This window comes from Sorangium sp. KYC3313, from assembly GCF_052075895.1.
GTDB classification, from domain to species: domain Bacteria; phylum Myxococcota_A; class Polyangia; order Polyangiales; family Polyangiaceae; genus Sorangium; species Sorangium cellulosum_B.
The window spans coordinates 968,519-983,992 of sequence record NZ_CP197255.1 but is presented as its reverse complement, the minus strand read 5'-3'; the positions used below and the strand labels follow the sequence as shown (position 1 = coordinate 983,992).

The following is a 15,474-nucleotide window of genomic DNA, read 5'->3' as shown; positions in this document are numbered from 1 at the left end:
TCTTGCATGCGCCGATCCTCTTCGGCCCCGGGATCAATACGCAGGTGACCAGCTACACGGCTCTCCTGTCGAACTTCGCATCTCACGGCTTCGTGGTGAGCCGCGCAGCCCCGCGCCCACCCCGTCGGTCGGTTGGGGAATGTCGCGATCGGCCGCGTCGTCGTGTGCCGGCGTACGGATCTCGCGTGCTCTTCGGGATATCGATCTTGCAACGCCGGGCGCGCTCTGGATACAATCCAGCATCTAGCGAATGACAGAGGATGGATTGGGGGAAACCGGGCGGCTCAGGGCAGAGATCGCGGCGCTGCGCGCGCGCGTCGAGGAGCTGGAGAGCGCGCTGGCGGAGCGGTCGAGCGGCGGCGCGGCCGGGGGAGCAGCGCGGCCCGACGCGGCGAGCGCGGACGCTCACGCCGCCTGCGGCGCGCTCGCGTGGCTGCTCACCCCGGCGCCGGCGCTGATCCACTGGCGTCCCGATGGCGTGGTGACGCGCTGGAGCGATGGCGCCGAACGTCTCTTCGGCTGGAGCGAGGGCGAGGCCGTCGGCCGCAGGCTCTCCGAGCTCGTGGGCGCAGATCCCGTGTCCCCGGACGCGGTGCGTGCGCTCGTGCTCGACTGGGCGGAGAACCGGTTCGCCTCGGCCACGAGCGAGGGCAGGATGAAAGACGGGCAGGCGCGCCTCGTCCGGTGGACCTACGCGGCGCTGCGCGACGACGGCGGCGGCGCGCGTGAGATCGCGGCGATCGTCGAGGACGCCGGCGACCCACCGTGGAGGGAGGACGTGCTGCTCGGGCGGCTTCAGCTGCTCCTCCAGCTGCTGGACCACTCGCGCAATTCGATCTTCGTCAAGGACACCGACGGGCGCTATGTCTTCGTCAACCGAGCTCACGCCGAGGTTTTCCAGAGGCACGTCGTCGAGGTGATCGGCAAGGATGAATTCGAGTTGAGCCCCCTGGCCCCCGAGGCCATCGAGGAGGTCGCGGCGAGAGAGCACGGTGTGATGGCCGGGGGAAAGGCGATGCAGTACGAAGAGGTCCTGCTGCTCGGCGACACGAGCATTCATTTCTCCACCGTCAAGTTCCCGATCCTCGACGGGCGCGGCGAGCCGATCGGCCTCGGCGGCGTCGTCACCAACACCACCTCGCTGAGGCACGCGGAGGCCGAGCGGGCCGCGCTGCAGGAGAAGATCATCGTCGCCCAGCAGGCGGCCCTCCGGGAGCTGTCCACGCCGCTCATCCCGATCGCCGACCGGGTGGTGGCGATGCCGCTCGTGGGGACGATCGACAGCGCGCGCGCGGCGCAGATCATGGAGACGTTGCTGTCCGGCATCAGCAGCCAGAGCGCTCACACCGCGATCCTGGACGTCACCGGCGTGCGCGCGGTCGACGAGCACGTCGCCGATGCGCTGACGCGGACAGCGCGCGCCGCCCAGCTGCTCGGCACGCGCGTGGTGCTCACCGGCGTGCGCCCGGAGGTGGCGCAGACGCTGGTCACCCTCGGCGCGGATCTGTCCGGTATCACCACGCTGGGCACCCTGCAAAGCGGCATCGCGCACGCCCTCCGCCACCCGGGGAACCAGCGGTCAGCGGGTTGAATCCGTCTGGGAGAGCAGGAGCTCGGGCCGCCTGACCGGGAGGCGACCAGCGCCCGCCGGATCGGTTACGTTGTCAGGATCCCATGACGATCGACACCTCTCCCGACGCGCCCATCCCGTCGGTGCTGTCGAAGCTCGACGAGATCCGGCTGCGCATGGCCTCCCACACCGATCGGGACGACGAGCGGCGGATCCTGGAGATCCTCGCGCGCTCGACCGCCGTCGAGCTCGATCAGCTGCTCCTCCAGCTCGATCTGCCCGCCCTGCTCGGAGACATCGACGATCGCCTCATCGGCCCCGACAACCGCACGGCGCTGCTCGCTCTCCTGACCGCCGAGCGCCTCGGCGACCTCGGGATCCCGGCGCGCGCGGCGCTCGTCTCGGCGCTGCAGCGCGGCCGGACGGGGAGCCTCGACGAGCAGGCGCTGCGCCGCCTCTGGCTCGGCACGCGCGGCGCGGACGTCACGCGGCTCAAGAACGCGCTCGACGGCCGCGGCGGCTACCGCGACCTTCACCAGCTCTTCTACCACGATATCGACGACGACTCCCTGCGCGAGGAGCTCCTCGCGCACTTCGCGCAGGAGGCGGCCTCAGGCTCGGTCTCGGGGCGCGAGGTGAAGATCCTGTCCGATATCGACGATACGTTCTATGCGAACTGGAAGGACGCCCGGTACCCGAAGAAGACCGTCTATCCCGGCGTCCTGCAGTTCTATGCGGAGCTCGACCGCGGCCCTGGCCCCGTGCCCGGGCGGGCCGGCGATCTGACCTTCGTCACGGCCCGCCCCGGCGACCGCCTCGGCCTCGTCGAGGACGCGACCATCAAGGCGCTCGCCGAGCGCGGTCAGCTCGCCGCGAACGTGCTCGCGGGCTCGTTCACGCGCCTCATCGGCAACCGCACGATCGCGGAGAAGAAGCTCGAGAACTTCCTCGAGTACCGGCGGCTGTACCCGGAGTACGATTTCGTCTTCGTCGGCGACAGCGGGCAGGGCGATATCCACTTCGGCCAGCGCATGCTCGAGCTCGCGCCGGACGTGGTCAGGGCGATCTTCATCCACGACGTGGTCGCGACACCCGATCTCGCGCGGAGGGAGCTCGCGACCTCCGGCGTTCACCTGTTCGATACGTACATCGGCGCCGCGCTCGTGGCCCTCGAGCTCGGCCTCCTCGGCCCCGAGGGCGCGGCGCGCGTGGCCGAGGCCGCCGCGGGGGCGTTCGCCGCGATCCCGTTCCCGTCGCAGGCGGACCAGGAGCCGCGCCGCCTCGAGATGGCGCGCGACGTCGCGCGGCTGAACGAGGTGCTGCCGCCTTCGCTGCGGACAGGACAGCCGTGAAGGGGCAGGGGGTATCAGGCTAGCCGCGCCGAGAGCCGCCCGGGCCTCGAAATGGTAGACTGACAGGCATCATGGGCGGCGAGGGACGTCTGCTTGCGTGGTTCTTCGAGGCATGATCAGGCGCGTCGAGAACGGCGAGCGAAAAGCAGACGCAGCACCGGGCCTCCTCAGGCCGCGGCGAGCGCGGCGACGAAGCGGTCGATCTCGGACTCGTCGTTGTAATAATGGACCGAGGCGCGCACCAGATCGGGAATCCCGCGATCCTCGAAGTCGAGCAGCGTCCCGGAGGCGGTCGATACGCTGACATGGATCGCCTGCGCGCCGAGCCGCGCCTTGATGGCCGTGGCGTCCTCGCCGGCCCGGGTGAAGGTCACGATGCCGCAGCGCCGCTCGCCGAGGTCGCGCACGGCGACCCCGGGGAGCTCGGAGAGCCGCTCGCGCAGGCGCTCGGCCAGCGCACCTACCCGGTCGCGGATCGCCGGCAGGCCCAGCCGGAGCGCATACTCCGCGGCCGCGCCGAGCCCGAGCCGGCCGGCGACATAGCTCTCCCAGTTCTCGAAGCGCCGGGCGTCGGGCCGCAGCTCGTAGCGATCCGGCGCGGTCCAGCGGGCCGCGTGGAGATCGAGGAACGGCGGCTCCAGCCGGTCGAGCAGCGCGCGACGGACATAGAGAAAGCCGGTGCCGCGCGGCCCGCGCAGGTACTTGCGCCCGGTCGCCGACAGGAGATCGCAGCCGATCGCGTCGACGTCGATCGGCAGCTGCCCCACCGACTGGCAAGCATCGAGCAGGAAGGGCACGCCCGCCGACCGGGCGCGGCGGCCGATCTCCTCCGCCGGGTTGACCAGCCCGCCGTTCGTGGGGACGTGGGTGACGGCGATCAGCTTGACCCGCTCGTCGAGCAGGCGATCGAGCGCGGGCAGCGATACCGCGCCGCGCTCGTCGCTCGGGACAGGGACGATCTCCGCGCCGGTGCGCCGCGCGACCTGCAGGAACGCGATGTAGTTCGAGGCGTACTCGGTCCGCGCGGTCAGGATGCGATCGCCAGGGCCGAAGCGGAGCGAGTAGAACGCCATGTCCCAGGCGCGCGTGGCGTTCTCGACCAGCGCGATCTCGCCGGGCGCCGCGCCGATCAGCCGGGCGATCGCGCCGTAGACCGCCTCGAGCCGCTCGCCCGCCTCCGCCTCGGCCTCGTAGCCGCCGAGGGTCGCCTCGCGGCGCAGGTGCTCGACCACCGTGTCGACCACCACGGCCGGAGGCAGCGAGGAACCCGCGTTGTTGAAGTGAAGGACGCTGGCGCAGGCCGGGGTGTCGCGGCGCAGCGCGGCGATATCCATCGTCATGACGTCGTCTCCTCGAGAGGCCGACACGCTGCCGGCTGGGCAGCTCCACGTCAATCGCGGCGGCTCGCCGGTGGAGCGCGGTGAGGGCTATTCCATCAGCCCGCTGCGCAGCTCGCTCGGGGAGTAGCCGAGCATGCGGCGGCAGGTCCGCGAGAAGTGCGCGAGGTCGGCGAACCCCGCGGCGTGGGCGGCGCCGGTCGCGTCGAGCCGCGCGAACGCCCCGAGCGCGACGAGCAGCCGGCGCCAGAGCTGGAAGGTGCGGATGGGCAGCCCCACGTCGCGCACGAACAGCGCCTGCAGGTGCGCCTCGGAGACCCCGGCGCGCGAGACCGCGTGGCGCCGGTCCGCGGCCGGATCGCGCAGCGCCTCGAGGACGCGGGCGACCCGCCCATCCAGGGCGACGCGCGGCGACTCCCTCGCGAGCCAGGACGCGACCTCGCGCGCGAGGCCGCCGAGCACGTCGGGGCGCGACAGGGACGCGCGGTGCGCCGTCACGGCCCCGTCGAGGCGCGAGAGGAGCCGGCCTTCGAGCGGACAGGGGCCGCCGCGCAAGCGCGCATGAGCCGCCACGTGCGGCATCTCGTGGGGGTCGTACAGGAACCCGAGCGTCGGTCCGGGGCTCGCGGCGGCGTGCCACAGGTCGGGGGGCACCACGACCGCGCGCCCGCGCACGACCGCGCCGCCCGGCTCGGTCACGATCACCTCGCGCTCGATCCCCACAAGGAGCGCCGCGCCGTGCTCGGCGTGGGGGGTCGACCTCATCGCCGTCGAGGCGCGCACCGCGAAGGCGTCCGCGATCACGGCGCCGATCCGGGATTCGTTCAAGCGACCCACGTACCCTGATCCTACCCTGGCCTCCGCTGGAGGTCGTGAGTGATGAACCTGTTCTCGGAAGAGATGCGCCGCAACCCTTACCCCGCGTACGACCAGCTCCGGAGCCGCTCTCCCGTGCTCCACTACGCGCCGTCCGACGCGTGGATGATCTTCGATTACGACGGCGTGAAGCGGGCGCTCCACGATCACGAGGCGTTCAGCTCGGTCGTGTCGCCGTCGGGCTCCAGGACCGCCGAGTGGCTCATCTTCTCCGACCCTCCGCGCCACACCAAGCTGCGCGCGATCGTCCTGCGGGCCTTCACCCCGCGCGCGGTCGCGGGGCTCGAGCCGCGCGTCCGCCGGCTGTCGCGCGAGCTCCTGGACCGGACGATCGAGAGCGGCCAGATGGACCTCGCCGAGGACTACACGGTCCCGCTCCCCCTCCTGGTGATCGCCGAGATGCTCGGCGCCCCGATCGCGGACCAGCCGCGGTTCAAGCGCTGGAGCGACGTGATCCTGGACCTCAGCACCACGGCCTCCGGCAGCGGGGAGGCGGCCCGGGTGCTCGACGAGTTCGCCGCGGTGACGGCCGAGATGCAGGCCTACCTGAGAGGCCTCATCGAGCAGCGGCGGGCGGCGCCCGAGGATGACCTCCTGACCAGGCTCGTCGAGGCCGAGGTGGACGGAGAGCGGTTGAACGAGGACGAGATCCTCGGCTTCTTCCAGCTCCTCCTCGTGGCCGGCCACGAGACGACAACGAACCTGATCGGCAACGCGATGCTGTGTTTCCTCGAGCACCCGGACGAGCTCGCCCGCCTCCGCGCCGCGCCCGATCTGCTGCCCTCCGCGATCGAGGAGGTGCTGCGCTACCGCTCGCCGGTCCAGGCGATGTTCCGCGTGACGAGGCGCGATGTCCCGATGCACGGCCAGGTGATCCCCGCCGGCAAGGCGGTGCTGGCGATGATCGGCTCGGCCAACCGAGATGCGCAGCAATTCTGCGACCCTGACCGCTTCGACATCGGGCGCGATCCCAACCCGCACATCGCGTTCGGGCACGGCATTCACTTCTGTATCGGGGCGCCGCTCTCGCGCCTCGAGGCGAGGGTCGCGCTCTCCGATCTGGTCGCGCGGCTCGGCGGCCTCGAGCTCGCGAGCGACGCGCCGTGGGAGCCGCGCCGGGCGATCCACGTGCACGGCCCGACCCGCCTGCCGATCCGCTTCACGCCGGGGCCGCGCCTCGGCGGCGCTCCAGGCTGATGCCTGCCGGCCTGATGCTCGCCGGCCTCACCCGCTCCGCCGTGCGTTCCGGCGAACGCAGCCCCTGTACAGCGATAGACGCCTGAATCCGCCGCGTCGCCGAGCTCGGGCGAGCGCGCCGCGCGCGGCTCGGACGCCGGCGACGCGGGACAGCTGTGGCGTCATCGCCGCTCCTCGCACCGGTGGCACCACCCTTGCTGAATCCGATGGCGCTGATGGCGCCGGCGTCGACCGCATGAACGACGCTGACGGCGCCCAGCGGACCGCCGTCCCGCGGCCGAGGTGGGCGATCGGGATGGGCAGGCATGGAGGATTCGATGAAAGACCAGAGCTCCGTCGAGGTTCTTGTTCCGCGGGAGATGTCGCCGGATCAGAGGCAGCGCCTCATCGACGAGCTCTATGGCTTACGCCGCGTGATCTTCGAGGGCGCGCGGCGGGAGAAGAGCTTCGCCACCCACGTCATCGACGCTGGCGCGGAGCACGGCGCCGTCGTGGTCCACAGGGGCGCTGGCGGCCAGATCATCGGCTATTTCGCGGTTCAGATCATGGATCCGGAGCCTTCCGGCGCGCAGATCGCGATCTTCCGCGGCGAGTCCGGGGCGCTCGGCGAGCACGTCGGCGACGATGTCGTCCTCCGCCACGTCCTCTTGCGCCTGATCCGGTACATGCTCGTCCACCCGGGTCGACCCGTGTTTTGCCTGTGCTCGCAGGCTCACCCGTCGAGCTATGCGCTGTTCTCGCGCTTCCTCGACATCGCGCGCACGAGCCCGCTGGAGGGCGCGGACGATCTCATGTCCAGGCTCGCCTCCTCGTTCGACCCCGAGGCGAACGATCGAGGTAGCCCGTTCGTCTTCGAGGTCGGGCAGATGGCGGCCGAGCCGGCGGGCGGCTGCGATTTCCTGCACGTCCACGAGAACCCATCGGTGCGCTATTTTCTCTCGTCGCGCCCCGGCGCCGCGGAGGAGCCCGGGCTCATCACGCTCGTTCCGCTGCGCCTCGGCGGCATGCTGCGCGCTGCAGTGCGCTGCGCGCCGCCGGAGGCGAGGCGCTGGTAGCGCGCCGCTCGCCGGGTCAGGCCAGCGCTGCGGACAGGCTGTCGAGGAAGCGCTGGTTCTCGCGCTCGGTGCCGATGGTGACCCGAAGGCTGGTCGGCAGGTTGCCGAAGGGCCGCACGATGACGCCCTTCCGGAGCAAGGCGTCGTACACCGGGCGCGCCGGCCGCCCGACGTCCACGAGCACGAAGTTCGCCTGGCTCGGCGCCACCGACAGCCCGAGCCGCGTGAGCTCGCGCGTGAGCCGGTCGCGCTCGCGGAGGTTCAGCGCGCGGCTCTTCTCGACGTGCTCGGCGTCGTCGAGCGCCGCGACGGCGGCCGCCTGCGCCAGCGCGCTCACGTTGAACGGCGCGCGCACCCGGTTCAGGTAGTCGACGAGCTGGACCGGGCCCACGGCGTAGCCGACGCGGAAGCCCGCCAGGCCGTAGATCTTCGAGAAGGTGCGCAGCACGAGCAGCCGCTCGCGGAGCCCGCGGAGGCGCATGGAGTCCGGGAAGTCCGGCGCGTCCGCGTACTGGATGTACGCCTCGTCCATGACCACGATCACCTCGGGCGGGAGCTCCCTGAGCAGGCGCTCGACCGCGGCGCGGCCCACGTGCGTGCCCGTCGGGTTGTTCGGGTTCGCGATGAACAGGAGCCGCGTCTTCGGCGTGACGGCCGCGGCCATGGCCTCGAGGTCGTGCCGCAGGTCGCGCAGCGGCACGGCCGTGAACGGGACGCCGTAGGCGAGCGCGGCGAGCTTGTAGACGACGAAGGCCGGGTCGGCGAACACGATGTGCGACCCGGGCGTCGCGAAGGCGTGCACGATCAGGTCGAGCAGCTCGTTCGAGCCGTTTCCCTGGACGATCTCCTCCATCGTGACGCCGTGGACCGCCGCGAGCCGCTCGCGCAGCCGGTAGGCCGCCCCGTCCGGGTAGAGGTGCACGTTCGCGAGCGCCTGGCGCGCCGCCTCGAGGGCGCGTGGGCTCGGGCCGAGCGGGTTCTCGTTCGAGGCGAGCTTCACGGCGTCCGTCACGCCGAGCTCGCGCGCGAGCTCGTCGAGCGGCTTCCCCGTCTCGTACGGCGAAAGCAGCTCGACGGAGGGCAGAACTAGCGCAGGCATAGCGCGCACCCTATCACACCTTGGCCGTGGGGAGTGAGCCGGCTCGCCGGCGCCCTGCCGCGGGTTCGTCGCCGGGAGTTGCCGGGATCTGGCCTCTGGGCGCGCCCTCCGTGTGATACTCGCCGTCCCGATGAAACCCGGGGACATCGTCGCCGACCGCTTCTTGATCGAGCGCCTCGCCGGGTCGGGCGGGATGGGCTCCGTCTACCGCGCCCTCGACCGGCACACGGGCGAGACGGCGGCGCTCAAGGTCATGTCGGGCCGCGGCCTCGAGCACGGCGAGCGCTTCGCGCGCGAGGCGCAGGTGCTCGCCGAGCTGCGGCACCCCGGCATCGTCCGGTACATCGCGCAGGGCGCCACCGAGAGCGGCGAGCCCTGGCTCGCGCTCGAGTGGCTCGAGGGCGAGAGCCTCGGCGACCGGCTGCGCCGGCGCGGGCTCACCATCGCCGAGAGCGTCACGCTCGGCCTCCGGGTCGCCGAGGCGCTCGCCGAGGCGCACCGCCACAACGTCGTCCACCGCGACCTCAAGCCGAGCAACCTGTACCTCGTCGACAAGTCGGCCGAGCAGGTCAAGCTCCTCGACTTCGGCATCGCCCGCCTCACGTCGCTCGCGCCCCTCACGATGACCGGCGTCGTGATGGGCACGCCGTTCTACATGGCGCCGGAGCAGGCGCGCGGCGAGCGCGACGTCGGGACCCAGGCCGACGTGTTCGCGCTCGGCTGCGTCCTGTTCCACTGCCTCACCGGGCGCCCGCCGTTCGTCGGCGACGACATCCACACAGCCCTCCTCCGCGTCGTGCTCGACGAGGCGCCGCGCCTCCGCGACCTGCGCGCCGACGTCCCCGAGAACGTCGACATCGCCGTGGCGCGCATGCTCGCCAAGGCCCCGGCGGACCGGCCCGCGAACGGCGCCGCCGTGGCCCTCGAGCTGCTCCGCGTCGGCGAGATCAAGAGCACCCCCCCCGCGCCCGCGAGCCGCCGCGCGAGCGCGCTCACGACCGGCGAGCGGCGCACGCTGTGCCTGATGCTCGCGCGCATGGGGGCGCCGGAGGCCCCCTCGTGGCAGGGGCCCACCCTGCCGATGACGCTCCCGATGACGATGCCCCTCGCGCGCACCGTCCCGGAGGACGAGGTGAAGCGCGTGGCGTCGCGCTTCGGCGGGGCCATGCAAACGCTCGCGGACGGGCTCCTGCTCATCACGCTCGAGGGGCGCGGCCTCATCACGGACCAGGCCGCCCGCGCGGCGCGGTGCGCGATCGAGGTGCGGGACCTCCTGCCCGGCGTGCAGATGGCCCTCGTCGCCGGCCGCGGCTCCGCCGACGACCAGCTCCCGATGGGGCCCACCATCGACCGCGCCGTGCGGCTGCTCGACCGCGCCGACGGCGGGTCGATCCGCCTCGACGAGGTGATGGCCGGCCTGCTCGACGCCCGCTTCGAGGTCGGCGGCGACGCGACCGGCCTCGTGCTCCGCGCCGAGCGCGACCTCGTCGAGGCCGCGCGGACGCTGCTCGGGCGCACGACGCCGTTCGTGGGGCGCGACCACGAGCTCGCCATCCTCGACGCCGTGCTCGACGAGTGCCTCTCCGAGCCGACCGCGCGCGCGGTGCTCATCACGGCGCCCGCGGGGCTCGGCAAGAGCCGGCTGCGCTACGAGTTCCTGCGCCGCGTCGAGGAGCGCAAGGAGCGGGTGCAGGTCTGGCTCGGCCACGCCGACCCGATGAGCGCCGGCTCGCCCTTCGGGATGCTGCGCCAGATGCTCCGCCGCGAGGCCGGGCTCTCGGGCGGCGAGCCGCAGGAGGTCCGCGAGCAGCGCCTGCGCGCCCGCGTGGGCCGGTACCTGAGCGGCGCCGACCTCGACCGCGTGACCGAGTTCCTCGGCGAGGTGGCGCGGATCCGCTTCTCCGACGAGGGCCGGGTGGAGCTGCGCGCCGCGCGGAGCGACCCGATGCTCATGGGCGACCAGATCCGCCGCGCCTTCGAGGACTTCGTGCTCGCCGAGTGCCGGGCCGAGCCGGTGCTCCTCGTGCTCGAGGACCTCCAGTGGGGCGACGTGCCCACGGTGAAGCTCATCGACGCGGCCCTCGCGCTGCGCGACCAGCCGCTCATGGTGCTCGCGCTGGCGCGGCCGGAGGTGGAGACCGTCTTCCCGAAGGTGTGGGTCTCGCGCGGCGTCCAGGAGCTCCGGCTGCGCGAGATCGGGCGGCGGGGGAGCGAGCGGCTCGTGCGCGAGGTGCTCGGCGACGCCGTGACGCCCGACCTCTGCGCGCGCCTGTGCGAGCGGGCCGGGGGCAACGCGTTCTACCTGGAAGAGCTCATCCGCGCCGCCGCCTCGGGCCGGACCGAGGCGCTCCCCGAGACGGTGCTGTCGATGGTGCAGGCCCGCCTCGAGTCGCTCGACGGTGAGGCGCGGCGGGTGCTCCGGGCCGCGAGCGTGTTCGGCCAGAAGTTCTGGCGCGGGGGGCTCATGGCGCTGCTCGGTGGCGAGCGCCGCGCCCCCCAGGTGGACGGGTGGCTCGCGGTGCTCGTCGATCGCGAGCTCATCGCGCGGCGGGGCGAGGGCAAGTTCCGGAGCGAGCACGAGTACGCGTTCCGGCACGCGCTCGTGCGCGAGGCGGCGTACGCGACCCTCACGGACGCGGATCGCGCGCTCGGCCACCTGCTCGCCGGCGAGTGGCTGGACGCGGCCGGCGAGCGCGACGCGGCGCTCCTGGCCGACCACTTCGAGCGGGGCGGCGACGCCGAGCGGGCGGTCGTCTGGTTCCGGCGCGCGGCGGAGCAGGCGCTCGGGGCGAACGACTTCCGCGCCGCGATCCAGCGCGCCGAGCAGGGGGCCGCGAGCGCCGACGTGGACGGGGAGCTCTTCGCGGCGCTGCGCCTCGTCCAGGCCGAGGCGCACAAGTGGCTCGGCGAGGCCTCCCAGGCCGAGCGGTGCGCCGTCATGGCGATGCGGGGCTTCCCCCGGAAGAGCGCGCTCTGGTACGCGGCGGCCGGGGAGGCCGCGTCGATGCGCGTGCGCCTCGGCATGGGCGACCGCCTCGCGGATCTCGTCGAGGAGCTCCGGGGGGCCGGCCCGGGCAGCGGGGATCGCGGCTCGTGGATCGACGTCGCGGAGGCGACCGGCGCCTCCGTGAGCGCGCTGGCGCGCATCGCCGGGTCGCTCCTGCACGGGGGCCAGTACGCCGCGGCGGAGGACATCGTGCAGGAGCTCTCCCGGGTGGCGATGCCGCTCGCCGAGCGCGACGCGGCGGTGGCCGCGCGCATCCACGCGCTCCGGGCGTCGCGGGCGCTCTGCTACGGCGACCCTGCGGCGTCGCTCGCGTGCACGGAGCAGAGCATCCCCGCCTACCTCCAGACCGGCGACCTCAGGAACGCGTGCCTGAGCCGCGTGAACGCGGCGCACTGCCTGCTGCAGCTCGGGGTGTACGGCCGCGCCGAGGCCGAGCTGCGCGACGCGCTCGCGGAGGCGGGGCGGCTCGGGCTCTACAACGTGGCGGCGTTCGCCAAGCAGAACCAGGGCCTGCTCTGGATCCAGCAGGGCGATCTCGGCGCGGCGCGCGCGGCCACGGCCGAGGCGATCGACGCCTTCGTGGCGCAGGCGAACCGGCGGCAGGAGGCGCGGTCGCGGGCGTACCTCGCCGCGATCCTGACGCGGCTCGGCGACCTCGACGCGGCGGACAACGAGGCGGGGGCGGCGGTGGCGATGCTGGCGCACGTGCCGACGCTCCAGGCGCACGCGCTCTCGGTGCGCGCGCGGGTGCTGCTCGAGCAGGGCCGGGCCGAGGAGGCGCTCGAGGCGGCCCGGCGCGGGCTCGGGCTGCTCGTGTCGGTCGGCGGGACCGAGGAGGGCGAGGCGCAGATCCGGCTCGTGTACGCCGAGTCGCTCCGCGCCAGCGGCCACCACGAGGCGGCGCGCGAGGCGATCGCGGTGGCGATGCAGCGGCTCGTCGCGCGGGCGCAATGGATCCAGGACCCGGCGCGGCGGGAGAGCTTTTGCCAGGCCGTGCCGGAGAACGCCAAGACGTTCGCGCTGGCGGCGCTCTGGCAGCAAGAAGCCGAGCCGACGCTGCAGTGAGGCGCCGAGTCGCGGCCGCGCTGTGGACGGAAGAGCGGATGTGTGCTCGCTCGCCCGGCTGCGCCGGCGGGCGAGGGGGTTCGCTGCGCGCGTGTCACCGCGCCGCGGTGAGCGGATCGAGCTGAGCCGCTGTCATGAGGAGTTCACTCTCGCCATCTCCGCGGTAACCAATCGTGGCCGCGGGTGGCGTGGCGTGCGCGACATGTGGGTGGGCGCGCGTGGGTGGCGCGCGTGGGTGGCGCGCGTGGGTGGCGCGCGCGTGGGGAAGCGGCGACCCGGCCGCGGCTGCTTGACTGTGTGGCCGAGGTTCGAAAGAATCCTCAGCAGCCATGTATTCAGCCCTCTTTCGGAACGTGCTCTTTCCGTTCTACGAGACGAAACTCCGAGGGAGAGCCACGCTGGCCTACCTGGGGGAGCTGGAGCGGTCCCAGTGGCGTCCGGAGCGCGAGCTCAGGGAGCTCAACTGGAGAAAGATGCTGGCCGCCCTCCGCTTTGCCGAGCAGAGCGTGCCCTTCTACCGGCGCCGCTTCGCCGAATACGGGGTGCGGGTCAAGGACGTGCACGCGCCCGAGGATCTCGCGCGCTTTCCGGTGTTGACCAAAGCCGATCTCCGCGCGCATGGCAGCGAGCTCATCGCGGATGGGTGGCGCGGCAAGCTCTTCAGGAGCGGTACGGGCGGATCGACCGGAGAGCCGGCGCGCTTCTTTTACGATCACGCGACGTACGAGTGTAGAAGCGCCGCGGCCCTGCGCTCCGACGCGTGGGCTGGCGGCCGGATCGGGGACAGGGAGCTGTACATCTGGGGGATTCCGACCCTGGAGCCTCGCTGGAAGAAGGCGAAGCGCACGCTGCACGAGGCGCTGATCCGGAAGAAGACGGTCAGCGCGTGGAACCTGGCGGAGGAGCGGCTCGCGGGGGTGGTGGACGAGATCCGGCGCTACCAGCCGAACCTCGTCGTGGGGTACACGAGCCCTCTCTACTACACGGCGCGCTATGCGCTCGAGACGGGGCGCCGGCTGCCCACGCCGAGGGGGATCATCGCGACGGCGGAGCGGCTCTTCCCTCACCAGCGCGAGGTGATCGAGCGGGCGTTCCAGGCGCCGGTCTACGACCGCTACGGGTGCAGGGAGATGATGCTGATCGGCGCGGAGTGTGAGCGCCACGAGGGCAAGCACCTCAACATCGAGAACGTCTTCCTCGAGGTGGTGCGCGGCGGCCGGCACGCGCGGCCCGGCGAGCCGGGCGAGGTGATCCTGAGCGACCTCGTGTGCCGGTCGATGCCGCTGCTGCGTTACAAGAACGAGGACGTGGTGGTCGCGGCCGACAAGGCCTGCTCGTGCGGCCGCGGATTGCCGCTGCTCGCCTCGGTCGAGGGGCGGGTGCTCGACATGATCGTCGGGACGGACGGCCAGCTCCTCTCGTCCGTGTTCTTCCCCTACTTCTTCAAGGACAACCCGACGGTGGAGCGGTATCAGGTCCACCAGGACAAGACGCGGGCGATCACGATCAAGATCATCCCTGGCGAGGGGTACGGGCCGGAGACGTCGCAGGCCATCGAGCGCGATCTGCGCCGGTTCCTCGGGGAGCGGGCGGACATCCGGGTGCAGCTCGTCAGCGACATCCCGGTCACCTCGGGGGGGAAGTTCCGCTTCACCATGACCGAGGTGCCGATCGAGTTCGGCCGCGGGGCCGCCGCGTGATCGGAGCGCCCGGGGTCCGGCCGGCGCCGTCTGCCGCGCCGGGCCGGCCCGCGAAGGTCGCCCACGTCGTGCTCTCGCTCAACGTGGGTGGGCTCGAGCGGGTGGTGCTCCGGCTGCTCGACAGGATGGCGCGCGACCGGTTCGCGCCGGTGGTGTGCGCGCTCCAGGAGCCCGGCGCGCTGGCCGAGGAGCTGGCGCGGCTCGGCGTGCCGCTCGTGGTGCTCTCGCGGAAGCCCGGCCTCGACCCGGGGCTGCCGTTCAGGCTCTCGGCGTGGCTGCGGCGCGAGGGGATCGGGCTCGTGCACACGCACAACCCGGGGCCGCACCTCTACGGCGCGCTCGCGGCGGGCTTCCTGCGGGCGGCGGCGCTCCCGGGCGGAGGCGGGCCGCGCGTCATCCACACGAAGCACGGTCGCAACTTCCCGAAGCAGAAGCGGAAGGTGCTGGTCAACCGGCTGGCCGCGGCGCTCACGGACCGGGTGGTGGCGGTGAGCGACGACACGCGGGCGGTCGCGCTCGAGGTGGAGCACGTCGACCCGGCCAAGGTCGTAACGATCCTGAACGGCGTGGACACGGACGTGTTCCGGCCGGGCGACGCGGGCGCGGCGCGGGCGCGGCTCGGGGTGCCGGCGACGGGCTACCACGTGGGGTGCGTCGCGCGGCTGTCGCCGGAGAAGGATCACGCGACGCTGCTCGACGCCTTCGCGCGGCTCCGCGCGGCGCGGCCCGACGCGCATCTGACGCTGATCGGCGACGGCCCGCGGCGGCCGGCGCTCGAGGCGCAGGCGGCGCGGCTCGGGCTCGGCGGGGCGGTGACGTTCACGGGGACGCGCGGGGACGTGGCGGAGCTCTTGCCGGCGTTCGATGTGTTCGCGCTCGCGTCGTTGACGGAGGGGATCTCGCTGACGCTCATCGAGGCGGCGGCGGCGGGGTTGCCGATCGTCGCGACGCGGGTGGGGGGCAATCCGGAGATCGTGGTGGATGGCGAGACAGGGATGCTGGTGCCGCCCGGAGCGCCGGAGACCCTGGCGGGCGCGCTCGAGGCGGTGGCCGTGCGGGAGGATCGCGCGGAGATGGGGTTGCGCGGGCGGGCGCGGGTGATGGAGCGGTTCGGGATCGACCGCATGGCGCGAGCGTACGAGGACCTCTATGACGAGGTTCTCGGGAATGGTCGATCCAGGCGCGATCACGCCAGAGGATAGGCGCGCACCTCTGT

At 72.8% G+C, this 15,474-nt stretch carries 10 protein-coding genes; 7 read left to right on the top strand and 3 right to left on the bottom strand.

Annotated elements, in window-relative coordinates:
- Positions 1-250: 250 nt before the first annotated feature.
- Together ACSRUE_RS03870 and ACSRUE_RS03865 are read left to right on the top strand one after the other, a co-directional pair.
- Positions 251-1,591: a PAS domain-containing protein gene (locus ACSRUE_RS03870; RefSeq protein ID WP_441289835.1), complete on the top strand. Its 1,341-nt coding sequence runs from the start codon at positions 251-253 to the stop codon at positions 1,589-1,591.
- Between the two features lie 83 nt (positions 1,592-1,674).
- Complete coding sequence (locus tag ACSRUE_RS03865; protein WP_441289834.1) at positions 1,675-2,922, top strand: phosphatase domain-containing protein; 1,248 nt, start codon at positions 1,675-1,677, stop codon at positions 2,920-2,922.
- A gap of 167 nt (positions 2,923-3,089) precedes the next feature.
- On the opposite strand, the gene ACSRUE_RS03860 is transcribed toward ACSRUE_RS03865, so the two are convergent.
- Together ACSRUE_RS03860 and ACSRUE_RS03855 are read right to left on the bottom strand one after the other, a co-directional pair.
- Positions 3,090-4,262, bottom strand: a complete 1,173-nt coding sequence (locus tag ACSRUE_RS03860; RefSeq protein WP_441289833.1) for an aminotransferase class V-fold PLP-dependent enzyme — start codon at positions 4,260-4,262, stop codon at positions 3,090-3,092.
- A gap of 87 nt (positions 4,263-4,349) precedes the next feature.
- Positions 4,350-5,096 (bottom strand): helix-turn-helix domain-containing protein, encoded by a 747-nt coding sequence (locus ACSRUE_RS03855; protein ID WP_441289832.1) that lies wholly within the window; start codon positions 5,094-5,096, stop codon positions 4,350-4,352.
- A gap of 42 nt (positions 5,097-5,138) precedes the next feature.
- Here ACSRUE_RS03855 and ACSRUE_RS03850 point away from each other — a divergent pair, with 42 nt between their 5' ends.
- Entirely contained in the window at positions 5,139-6,332 is a 1,194-nt protein-coding gene (locus tag ACSRUE_RS03850) for a cytochrome P450 (RefSeq protein WP_441289831.1), read from the top strand.
- Positions 6,333-6,649: 317 nt separating this feature from the next.
- Positions 6,650-7,387: a hypothetical protein gene (locus ACSRUE_RS03845; protein WP_441289830.1), complete on the top strand. Its 738-nt coding sequence runs from the start codon at positions 6,650-6,652 to the stop codon at positions 7,385-7,387.
- Between the two features lie 16 nt (positions 7,388-7,403).
- On the opposite strand, the gene hisC is transcribed toward ACSRUE_RS03845, so the two are convergent.
- Entirely contained in the window at positions 7,404-8,486 is a 1,083-nt protein-coding gene (hisC, locus tag ACSRUE_RS03840) for a histidinol-phosphate transaminase (protein ID WP_441289829.1), read from the bottom strand.
- 130 nt (positions 8,487-8,616) lie between these two features.
- On the opposite strand from hisC, the gene ACSRUE_RS03835 reads away from it, so the two are divergent.
- The 3 genes from ACSRUE_RS03835 to ACSRUE_RS03825 all read left to right on the top strand — a co-directional run bounded on the left by ACSRUE_RS03835 (position 8,617) and on the right by ACSRUE_RS03825 (position 15,460).
- On the top strand, positions 8,617-12,558 hold the full coding sequence (locus tag ACSRUE_RS03835; protein ID WP_441289828.1) for a serine/threonine-protein kinase: 3,942 nt from the start codon (positions 8,617-8,619) through the stop codon (positions 12,556-12,558).
- A gap of 329 nt (positions 12,559-12,887) precedes the next feature.
- Positions 12,888-14,258 (top strand): phenylacetate--CoA ligase family protein, encoded by a 1,371-nt coding sequence (locus ACSRUE_RS03830; RefSeq protein WP_441289827.1) that lies wholly within the window; start codon positions 12,888-12,890, stop codon positions 14,256-14,258.
- Entirely contained in the window at positions 14,255-15,460 is a 1,206-nt protein-coding gene (locus ACSRUE_RS03825) for a glycosyltransferase family 4 protein (RefSeq protein WP_441289826.1), read from the top strand. Before ACSRUE_RS03830 ends, ACSRUE_RS03825 begins: the two co-directional genes overlap by 4 nt.
- The last annotated feature ends 14 nt before the right edge of the window (positions 15,461-15,474 follow it).

What these genes read in the sequence shown, in the direction of transcription:
- ACSRUE_RS03870 (WP_441289835.1), top strand. Translation starts at nt 251, where the DNA reads ATGACAGAGGATGGATTGGGGGAAACCGGGCGGCTCAGGGCAGAGATC.
- ACSRUE_RS03865 (WP_441289834.1), top strand. Translation starts at nt 1,675, where the DNA reads ATGACGATCGACACCTCTCCCGACGCGCCCATCCCGTCGGTGCTGTCG.
- ACSRUE_RS03860 (WP_441289833.1), bottom strand. Translation starts at nt 4,262, where the DNA reads ATGACGATGGATATCGCCGCGCTGCGCCGCGACACCCCGGCCTGCGCC.
- ACSRUE_RS03850 (WP_441289831.1), top strand. Translation starts at nt 5,139, where the DNA reads ATGAACCTGTTCTCGGAAGAGATGCGCCGCAACCCTTACCCCGCGTAC.
- ACSRUE_RS03845 (WP_441289830.1), top strand. Translation starts at nt 6,650, where the DNA reads ATGAAAGACCAGAGCTCCGTCGAGGTTCTTGTTCCGCGGGAGATGTCG.
- hisC (WP_441289829.1), bottom strand. Translation starts at nt 8,486, where the DNA reads ATGCCTGCGCTAGTTCTGCCCTCCGTCGAGCTGCTTTCGCCGTACGAG.
- ACSRUE_RS03835 (WP_441289828.1), top strand. Translation starts at nt 8,617, where the DNA reads ATGAAACCCGGGGACATCGTCGCCGACCGCTTCTTGATCGAGCGCCTC.
- ACSRUE_RS03830 (WP_441289827.1), top strand. Translation starts at nt 12,888, where the DNA reads ATGTATTCAGCCCTCTTTCGGAACGTGCTCTTTCCGTTCTACGAGACG.